The following is a 10662-nucleotide window of genomic DNA, read 5'->3' as shown; positions in this document are numbered from 1 at the left end:
CTTTTTATACTTCTTATAAAAATAGAGGTTGATTGTCAGTTTATTAGCATTAAAAAAAAAGTAATTTTAATGCAGAATTTGCTATTTGGAAATTTTGCGATTCAAAAATGCGTTTAAAAGTATTCCGGATCGATTATTTTTAAATCAAATATGTCAATTAGCTGCTAAAAAAAGAAGGAGTAAACCATAGTATTTTGACAAAACCTATTTTTTATAGTGTATAAAAAAATGATCTGAGCCAAAAGGCTGTGATTAGTGGCAGTGGCAGAGAATTTATGATAGGTTGAGTGGTTGTACATTTTTAGCTAATAGACGAAAGCCGGAGTATGGGGGTAACTAGTCGGTTTGTAGTATAGTTACTAATAACATAGCTTTGAAAAGAAGGATGTAACAGATAAAAACTCCCGTAAAATAAGGCTTAACCGGAGGTATAAAAAAAAGTTAAAAACAGACTCCATTGTTCAAATGGCACAGTTAATGCTAACGAAGGAAATATAGTATAATCAGAATACTTAATGAAGTATTACAAAATTTAAAAAGAATGAGAAGATTTAAAGGTATGTATGTTTTTATGATCGTGTTATTATCATCAATTACATATGGTCAGGAGAATTTAAGAATATTTGTAAGAGAGAATAAAGTTCCATGTCAGGGTGTTGCTCCAATGGAATGTTTACAGGTAAAGTATGACAATGACAAAGACTGGCAGTTTTTTTATAATCATATTGACGGTTTCAATTTTGAACAAGGAAATCGATATGAGATTATGGTGACCAGAACAAAAAGACAGGGTGTTGTTCCTGCCGATGCTTCTTTATACGAATACAAACTGAAAAGTATTATTTCGAAAACGGCAGTAAAAGAAGAGAAAGGGATTTATAATACAAAAATGATCCTGACCCAGTTGAATGGGAAAAAGATAAATAATGGTAAAGCATTTATTACCATAAACAAAGAAGCAGGTACAATCAGTGGTAAAAATGGCTGTAATAACTTTAATGTAAAATATATAAAGCTTGCTGCAAAAAATCAGATCAAAACCGATGCTCCTTTTGGGACTTTAATGGCTTGTGATGAGAAGAGTATGAAATTAGAGCATGAATTTAGTGAAGCTATAAAGGATAAGAAATTTAAAATTGTAAAGAAAAAGAATAAGGTACAGTTTAAAAATTTACAGAACAAGACTATTTTGGAGTTTGCAATACCAACTCAAAATGAGCTGTGGAGTTATATTGGTAAGAACAACTGGAAGTTAATTATGCTTGAAAATGTGGGACAGGATTATGGTCGTGCTTTTATTAAATTTGATACAACAAAAAAAACAGTGAGTGGTAATACAGGTTGCAACAATTTTGGAGGTACTTATGAAAGTAAAGCTGATCGTGTTGTTTTTAATAATGTAAGAACTACTGCAATGGCATGTATTGGTGAAGAAGCTAATAAAACGGAGCAAAAAATAGTATCTTATCTAAACAATAAAGACCTGCGTTTTGACGTAGCAGATCAGACTCTGAATTTTTATCTTAATGACAAACTTGTAATGATGTTTGGAATTACAAAATAAAATTTTCACTGCATATAAGAACTAAAAAGCCTGACGAAGATCGTCAGGCTTTTTAGTATATAGAGGTATAATAGCCTAAAAAACTGCAATTTTTCCCGATTGTATTTCGCCTGAACTGGTAATTATTTTATAGAAATAAATTCCGGAGGCAATATTTTTCAGAGTAATGTTATTGGTTTTCGAAAGTAACGAAAAAGTATTAGTATTTTGTCCACTGACATTGTACAAATAGAAAATGGCGTTTCCCTCTTTTTTGGCTTCAATATTTAAGTCTTCATTTTTGCTTAGTAGCGTGGGGTGAACCAGAAACAAATCATCTCCTAAATAATTGGCATCCACAATTAGAGAACTTATTACGGTATTGTTTTTTAAAAGAATGTTTATCTTATATTTATTACGGCCCTTTACAGGAGTTAGATCTAAAAATGAGAGCGTTTTTGAATTGATATCGTTTGTTGTACTAATAACAGCTTCGGTATTGTTGATCATTTTTACCAACTCGATTCTTTTGATATTGTATAAGCTGAAAAGACTGGTGTTAATTTTTATTTTATCTTCTTGATAAACTTCTGCTAAAGCAAACTCGAAATAGCAATTTGAGTTTTGCGCATACTGTAATGTCGACTCACTTTTTATTCCTTCGTTATTGTTAAATACAGGAACAACGGTATAAATTTTCCCATCAGTATAAGTGTAAGTGTTGTTTGTTGTTTGTTCTTTAAATTCTAAATGATCTTCCTTGAGCTGATAAATATTAAAGGATGAAACATCAGCAGGTTTGTCCCAGTTAATTTCGGTTGTACCATCACAAACTAAGCTGGCACGAATATTTAAATCATAAGAAATCGTAAAACTATCAGAGATATAATCGGTGTTATCAATGGTCATTTTTAATTTTGCTTTTGAAAATTTTTGCTCTTTTGGGATATAAGTGAATTGTTCACTGTTTAGATTTATATCATTTGCAATAATTTCCCAGTTTTGCCCATTATTGTAGCTTATAGACAATTGTCCAGGACTACCGGAAAATGACGAATTCCACTTAAAAGGAGAAATAATCTTACCATCATAGGGGAAATTATCATTATGAACAGGGTAATTCCATTCAAATCGATTTTGTAGTTCATATTCGTAAGCGATGCTGTATTCTTGTGAAGTATTTGAAACATATGAACCAATAATATTAACAGTATAAGATCCGGATGCGGGGTTTTCAATAGTCACTTGCTCTATGGTATTTATTTTGTCTTTTCCTCTTGCGGCTTGCAGTTGTGGAGCGTCAGGATTAAGAATCCAGGGTAGAATAGTGGTTTTGTCGGCTGAAACAACTTCGAGGTCTAAATCGTTTACCAAACTGATATTACTATTGATTGCAGCAGGCAAATCGTTCCAGACTAATGTGATTTTTAAGTTTTTTGCATTTTCCGGAAGAGCAATAAGGTGTGAAGTTGTTTGGCCGGACGTCAAGGTACCGGATAAAATTCTATTTTCGCTGATTGTTTTTAAACTTTTATCGGCATTGATGTTGCCATAACCATAGGTAAAATCGGGACCTGGATTACCTAAATCTTTTGCACTATTAATCAAAATTGCTTTTGTCTGGGTATTAGTCAAAGGGATATTGTGTATCGTTTTATAATGTTGTTTCATAAGAGTGATAATTCCTGTAGCCAATGCTGTAGAATTTGAAGTTCCTTGTGTGCTATAAGCTACTAACTCTGGTTTTATTCGACCATCATAGGCCGGACCTTTTGAAGAAAAGGGCATAATTATTCCGTTTTGGTCAATACACCCCAGTACGATGCTATTTTTTGATTGCTTGAAATTACCGGTAATCGATTTATAACCCTGAAGGCCAATGTTTCCCGAGGAAAAACAGTGTGTCAAATTAGGGTTTGAGAATAGTTGAGCGTCATAAGCATTGGCGAGTGAACCATAAAAATTCTCAATCACTGTACCATAAGAATGATTTTGAGTGGTAGCACCTTGTAAATTGGCTATTTCATCGGGAAAGATATTCGAAAAATTAGATGATTGTATCTTAGATTTTGGAGCAACACCTTTTCCTAATGAAGAACTGTTTCCTAATCCCGAAGCTATAGTCGCCATTGCTGTTGCATGGTTTGATACAATAGTGGATTGTATTGAGGAAGGAATGTTTTTATTTAATAAATCAATATCATTTACATCAAAAAAATCATCTTTGATCGCGACAATTTCATTTTCACCAGTTAGAAGAGGAAAATTTATATTAGCTTTATTTATAGAGTTGATACTAAAATTTTGATCTATTATTTTAGACTCAGCTTTTGGTTGCAGTGATTCCTGCGAAACTGAAGTTACGCTGCTCAAAGATATAATGGTATCAATAATTTTTTTTGAATCACTTTTTATGACTACAAGGTGATTATCCAGTATTTTGATAGTAGAAATATTAATTGATTTTAAGTCAGTAAGTAAGGTTTTGATTGAGTCTGTTGCAATTATATACTGTTTACTTTCTGTGTGATTCGAAAAATCAGAAGGTAGTTTCCATAAATTATTTACTGGGATAATTTTGTTTAAAGTCCGATTCGATTTTAAATTTTTATTTTCCACAATACAAAAAGTACTGTCAAGTTTTTTAACAATATTGTAGTTGTGGTGGTGTGCATTTTCTAAAGATGTAAAATAGTATTTTTCAAATTTGCTTTCATTTTCCTTTTTTATGTAATGCTCCCATTTTCCTGGGCTTTGCGCGAGACTAATTGTCGTGATCATATAGAGGAGGAAAGTAATTTGTGTCTTCATTTACTAAGAGGTTAGGGCAGTTATAAACATTGATTCCAATGGCATAAAATGAATCTTACAATGGTTTATCACTTCTAAATTTAGATAAAACCAGTTATACATTTATGTTTAATGATTTATAAGTGAAATATTTATCCATTGTAGGTAATCAAAGTTATTAAATTATTTGTAAAAAAAGTACGAGTTTTTATTTCATGCAGCACCTTCAAAATATATTGCATCTGTGATTTTAATTTCAGCATACTTTTTATATTTTAAATGAGGTATCAAATTGTGGAATCATTTTTTAGTAAAAGCAACATAAGTTGAATATTGAAATCATATTTTTATAGATAACAATCTGATTTGTATTTAATTATTGATTTTACTGGGCTTAGCGTAATAATCAGATAATTAGGATTAAAAAATCACAAAGTAATTATTTAACAAAAAATGTTAAAATTGTTAAATAACTGTTTTATAAGTATTTTAATATAAAAAAATAGTTAAGTTTGGAGATAAGTATTATTAATATTTTGTAAAGATCCCCGTTTACCAAACTTTTTTAACAACCAAAAAAAACCTGTTTATGAAAAAAATGAAATCAATTTTAGCCTTGTCATTTGTGGCACTAATGGTGTTGTCTTGCAATAAAGATGATCAAGCGGATCAACCAAAAGAAGGATCTCTTAAAGTAACACAAGATGTGTTGAATAAAATTAGTGCACTTGCACTAAATAATAATGATGTTCAAGTGATTAAAAACACGAAGTTAGATGGTACCACTGAGGATGCTTTCCTGATAGAAGGTGACATTATCATGACTGAGGAGCAATTAAATAAAATGAATATTCACGGTGGTATTACTACAGAACAATACCGCACTACTAATTTAGTATCTACTCCAAAAACTATTAAAATTGTTGGATTATCCGGGACTGGAACAACAGCTTTAAGCGCAAATATGAAAGCTGGATTACAAGCTGCAGTAAATAGATACAATAATTTAGGTTTGTCTATTAACTTTACACTAACTTTTAGTTCAAGTACTACAGGTGCAAATATAGTTGTAAAAAGACAAACCGGAGGTGCCGGTGGAGTAGCAGGTTTCCCTTCGGGAGGGAATCCTTTTAATTCCGTTACATTGTATTCTGGATTAGATACATATTCAGTTAATGTAAATGCACACGTAGCTGCACACGAAATTGGCCACTGTATTGGTTTACGCCACACAGATTATTTCAGCCGTCAAAGCTGTGGACAAAATTCAAACGAAGGAGCAGCTGGTGTTGGGGCAATTCATATCCCAGGAACACCTACAGGATATGATTCAACATCTTATATGAGAGCATGTTTCAGTTCAAGTGAAACTGGAGCTTTCAATGCTAACGATGTTACAGCTCTTAATTATTTATATTAAAATTTAAATTAGGGGCTCTCTTTACAAAATATAAGAGGCTGTTTCATTATTTGAAACAGCCTCTTTTTTATAGTTTGTTATAAATCGTTTGGTCTTTTAAATTAATAATTTTAGAATTAGTTTCATGCAAGAATATTGCAGGTAATAAATATAACAACTCATTCGAAAAACTAATGGAGTTTTATGAAAATAATGGTAAGTTAAAAAAGGAGAAACAACATTAATTCAATGTAAATAATGGAAGTAAGAAGTGAAGTTACAAAATTAAAAGAATTAGGAGTGATGCCTAATCATGATGATAGTGTTGAAGACATCGTTGTTGAAAAATCCAAAGAATTATAAAAATCTATTTTATCATAAAAAGCAGTACTAAATTTTTAATATTAAAAAGGTTTATTTTTCAATGTTTTCTGTTAACTAAAAAACAAAAAGAGGAAGTTTCATTGTACTGAGACTTCCTCTTTTTTGTAGAATAAATATTTGATGACTTTTTTATCAATTTTACACTTCTTTTGTTGGTCTGATAACGAGCATATCTTTCATTACGGTAATGGTTAAATCTTGATCGATTATGAATCCCGCTTCTTGTAACCAATTGCCACAAAGACGAATTAGTGGGAGTACCTTAGGTCGGGGTTTGTGAAGACATTTAGAGCGTGATTCCCTATGAAAAGAGTACGTTTTAATGTGACGAACAGATAATATATCAGATGTCCGTTCTAGTGCAGAGATCGTGCTTACCATCTCCGAGTTGTTTGTTTTTTCTGTGTAAGTCATTTTCAGAAAGTTTTTTAGTGGCTAAAAAAAAATACGGTTTCAGCCTTTCCCGTTGACTTACACCTTTACGAAGGCAGTGGGCGCATTAACGCACCACACGGGGGTACTGAAACCGCGTATAGTGACATGTACGGGCATAAAAAAGCCCGCAATGGTCATAGCGAGTAAACTCGCCTTCGTAAAATGTAAGTCGGGGTAAAAGTACTAAAAGTATTTTTGTGTTTTGCAGCGAAAAAAGAAAAAAAGCGTTGTAATCATTTTTTTAATTGAGAGAAAAATCAACTACTTTTGAGATTCAATTTTTTGGGACTCTTTGAAATTCGTCAAATATTTTTTGTAAATGTTTTAGTAGGAGGATAAAGAGATGTATAAATGAACTAAACATAACCAATAAAAAATTTGCTGTCATCAAGTTCAGGTATGTTGCATGTCAAAATTAGTTAGGAACAAAGAAATAGAAAAATTTTAGCCCGCTCCCGCACGAATCCTTTCGTGTGGCGCAAAGAAAATAAAATAGAAAACCTAATAATAAACAATAAATATTAAACAATGAGAAAAAATCTAATTGCAGCATTGGCTTTAGCAATGTTTTCCTGTGGTAATTCAAATAACGAAATAGGCAAACTTGTAACAACCAAGGAATATGAAGATTTAAATAAAATAGAAGAGAATAACGGAAAACGATTTAGTATAGTTGGATATCCTTTTATTGATAGTGATATAAAAACAAGTATAAAAACAACTCCTTATATCAAATTTTATGAACAACCTAACGGAAAAGGAGTAATAATTGGTCATTTTCCGATAGAGGACGGCGAAGGAAAAAATGAATTTTACACTCCGGAAACTTTTACGATGCAGGACGTAATTTTTTATGACAATGAAGGTAATAAAATAAAGAGCAGTGAAAAATTACAAATTTCTTTTACTTTAAAATTGCAAACAGAAAGAAGTAAAAGCGGTAGAGGAGCGGATGCTGCATATTATGGAGGTCCAGAAGATGTAAGAATTGACAAGGTAAAATAAACTTTTATAGTATAACGATTTTAGCTTTTATTCCTCCCTTGTCTTGTAGTGAAAAAAGTTTACATATAACTAAACATAAAACCCGCTAAAATTTTAGTGGGTTTTGTTGTATATAAAAGGTTGTATTACTTTTTTTAATGAGTTTTATACTTCTTTTATTGGTTTTGTTATTAGCATATTTTTCATTTTGGTAATGGTCAAATGCTGATCGATTATGAATCTGGCTTCTTGTAGCCAATTGCCACAAAGGCGAATTAGAGGGAGTAACTTTAGGTCGGGGTTTGTGAAGACATTTAGAGCGTGATTCCCTATAAAAAGAGTACGTTTTAATGTGACAAACAGATAATATATCAGATGTTCGTTCTAGTGCAGAGATCGTGCTTGCCATCTCCATGTTACTATGTGTTAAAAACAATTACACCCAACGGGTTAATTTTAATATAAAAAATGAATATTGCTTTTTTTCTACTAAAAGAATGAAAAATAGTACTTAAAAGTATCAAAACAGGGTTGTTATCTAGAATAATTCAAAATAATTTGGTTTGATTTGATACAAATAATACATTTGCACTATTAAAAATAATTCTAAATAACATGAAAGTAAAAGTACTATTGCCACTTTTGGGCTGTTTGATGATGCTGCTTACGGCTTCTGCATCGTTTGCACAGACTGGTACAATAAAAGGAACGGTTTCATTATCTAATGATGAAGCAGCGGATAATATTTCTGTAACTCTTAAAGGAACAAAGATTGGAACTACTACTGATGCTCAGGGAAATTATGAGATCAAGAACATCAGACCCGGAAATTATATTCTGAAGGTTTCGGTAATTGGGTTTTCATCTAAAGAAAAAAATGTTGCAGTTTCAGCAGGAAGTGATCTTGTCGAAAATTTCACACTGCTTACCACTTCTGAGGCACTTACGGAAGTATTTGTAAAAGGGAATGCTAATAAGTATACTAAATCAGAAAGTCAGTATGTATCGAGAATGACGATTAAAAACCTTGAAAATTCACAAGTATATAATGTCGTTACTAAAGAGTTGATCAAAGATCAGTTGGTAACCAATCAGGATGAAGCATTAAAAAATGTACCGGGTTTATATCAATTATGGGCAGCTACCAATCGTGCCGGTGACGGAGCTTCATGGTATTCCTTACGTGGATTTACTACTCAGAGTTTAGTGAGAAATGGTCTTGCCGGAAAAGTAAACAGTAACACTGATGCGGTAAACTTAGAAAGAATCGAAGTGATAAAAGGACCATCAGCTACACTTTTTGGAAATGTGGTTTCTTCTTACGGTGGATTAATCAACCGTGTAACTAAAAAACCTTATGATAATTTTGGTGGAGAAATTTCATATCAAAACGGAAGTTATGGTTTTAACCGTTTAACGGCCGATATCAATACTCCAATTAATGATGACCATACAGCATTGTTTAGATTGAATGCTGCTTTTGGAAATGCGAATACTTTTCAGGATTTCGGTTACTCAAAGAGTTTCTTCGTAGCGCCGTCTTTTGCTTATAAAGTAAACGATAAACTTACCATCTCTATCGATGCCGAAATTGGAAATCAGGACAACTCAGGTATGCCTTTAATTTATCTTCCTTTTGGAGTTTCTATAGCTGACTTAGGGGTTAATAATGCTAAGAATTTGGATGTTAATTTCAAAAGATCATTTTTAGGAGATGAATTTATGACCAACACCAAAACATTAAACGTTTTTGCGCAGGCTCTTTATCAAATTTCAGAAGAATGGACTTCTCAAACCGTATTCAGCAGCAGTTCTAATAAAGCAAGTGGTTTACAGACATGGTTTTACCTTTTGAAAGATCAGGAATTTTCAAGAAACGCCTGGGATGCAAATGGAAAAGATAATGCGATCGAATTCCAACAAAACTTTAATGGTGATTTTAAAATTGGATCAATGAGAAACCGCTTCTTGGTAGGTGGTGATATCTATTACGGTTCCAATAAATTAGTGTACCAAAGTTTACCGGGTTATGCGGCATTTGATACCATAAAGTATACAGGAGCGGTGACTAATTATTACGACTTTAACCCAACAAATGTAAAGGATGCACTTACCGGAAAAGGGAATCCTCCTTATACCACTAATAGTTCTATAGCAACATATAGTGTTTATGTAGCAGATGCAATCAACATTACAGAAAGATTAATTCTTTCAGCTGCGGTACGTTTTGATCATTTTCAAAATAAAGGATCATTTGATCCTGCTTCAAATACAAAAGCGGACAATTTTTCTCAAAATGCTTTCTCACCAAAATTTGGTGCTGTGTATCAAATCGTAAAAGATCAGGTATCTGTTTTTGGAAATTACCAAAATAGTTTTACCAATAAAGGATTCTTAAATGCTAATGTTGGCGGGAAGCTTGAAATGAAACAGTTTGATCCTGAAAAAGCAAATCAGCTTGAAGTTGGTGTGAAAGTGAATGCTTTCCAGAATAAAGTAAGCGCAACTTTTAGTTATTATGATATCAAAGTTGACAATATTGTAATTGCAGATCCGAATCTTCCAAATGCGAGCATACAAAACGGAACACAATATAGTAAAGGTTTTGAAGTAGAGCTAACAGCTAACCCAATTCCGGGATTGAACCTTCTTGTGGGGTACTCTAATAATAACTCTAAATTAAATGATTTAAGACCTGTAACTGCAGGACCTGAAAATTTAATCAACTACTGGTTTAGTTATAATCTTCAAAAAACAAAATTGAAAGGATTAGGTTTAGGATTTGGAGGGAATTACGGAGACGCTACCTACATTTACAATAACGGACCTGGTCAAACTTTTGAGCTTCCGTCATATGCTGTGGTTAATACTGCTTTGTACTACGATCAGCCGAAATACAGAGTGTCTTTAAAAGTAAATAACTTAACAGACCAATTGTATTTTAATGGTTATACGACAATAAATGTCCAGGCTCCACGTACCGTTATGGGTAGTTTAACTTATAAATTCTAGTTTTTTTAGAATAGTGTGACTAGTCCTAAAATAGGTTGACAAGTTTTACAATATTAATTAAAACCAGTAAAGTTCTCTTTGCTGGTTTTTTGATATACAAAATTAGGTGTTTTCA

General features: G+C 32.3%; 6 protein-coding genes. 4 read left to right on the top strand and 2 right to left on the bottom strand.

Translation table 11 applies throughout. The annotated features are described in order from the left end of the window. Positions 1-541 precede the first annotated feature (541 nt). Entirely contained in the window at positions 542-1564 is a 1023-nt protein-coding gene (locus FLA105534_RS22625) for an META domain-containing protein (RefSeq protein WP_173968345.1), read from the top strand. Between the two features lie 75 nt (positions 1565-1639). Here the strand turns inward: FLA105534_RS22625 and FLA105534_RS22620 are convergent, their stop codons facing one another. Continuing rightward, positions 1640-4354 (bottom strand): S8 family serine peptidase, encoded by a 2715-nt coding sequence (locus FLA105534_RS22620; protein ID WP_173968344.1) that lies wholly within the window; start codon positions 4352-4354, stop codon positions 1640-1642. Positions 4355-4922: 568 nt separating this feature from the next. Between FLA105534_RS22620 and FLA105534_RS22615 the strand changes: the two genes are divergently transcribed. Further along, complete coding sequence (locus FLA105534_RS22615) at positions 4923-5753, top strand: M57 family metalloprotease (protein ID WP_173968343.1); 831 nt, start codon at positions 4923-4925, stop codon at positions 5751-5753. A 501-nt stretch (positions 5754-6254) separates the two neighbouring features. On the opposite strand, the gene FLA105534_RS24065 is transcribed toward FLA105534_RS22615, so the two are convergent. After that, complete coding sequence (locus tag FLA105534_RS24065) at positions 6255-6497, bottom strand: SymE family type I addiction module toxin (protein WP_394368058.1); 243 nt, start codon at positions 6495-6497, stop codon at positions 6255-6257. Between the two features lie 582 nt (positions 6498-7079). Here FLA105534_RS24065 and FLA105534_RS22605 point away from each other — a divergent pair. Together FLA105534_RS22605 and FLA105534_RS22600 are read left to right on the top strand one after the other, a co-directional pair. Then, positions 7080-7556 carry a hypothetical protein gene (locus tag FLA105534_RS22605; RefSeq protein WP_173968341.1) on the top strand — a complete coding sequence of 159 codons (477 nt, stop codon included), beginning with the start codon at positions 7080-7082 and terminating at the stop codon, positions 7554-7556. A gap of 594 nt (positions 7557-8150) precedes the next feature. Then, positions 8151-10547 carry a TonB-dependent receptor gene (locus FLA105534_RS22600; protein WP_173968340.1) on the top strand — a complete coding sequence of 799 codons (2397 nt, stop codon included), beginning with the start codon at positions 8151-8153 and terminating at the stop codon, positions 10545-10547. Positions 10548-10662 lie beyond the last annotated feature (115 nt).

Source organism: Flavobacterium collinsii, from assembly GCF_902804485.1.
Taxonomy (GTDB): Bacteria; Bacteroidota; Bacteroidia; order Flavobacteriales; family Flavobacteriaceae; genus Flavobacterium; species Flavobacterium collinsii.
The sequence above is the reverse complement of the archived record's forward strand: the minus strand, read 5'-3'. Positions and strand labels throughout refer to the sequence as shown.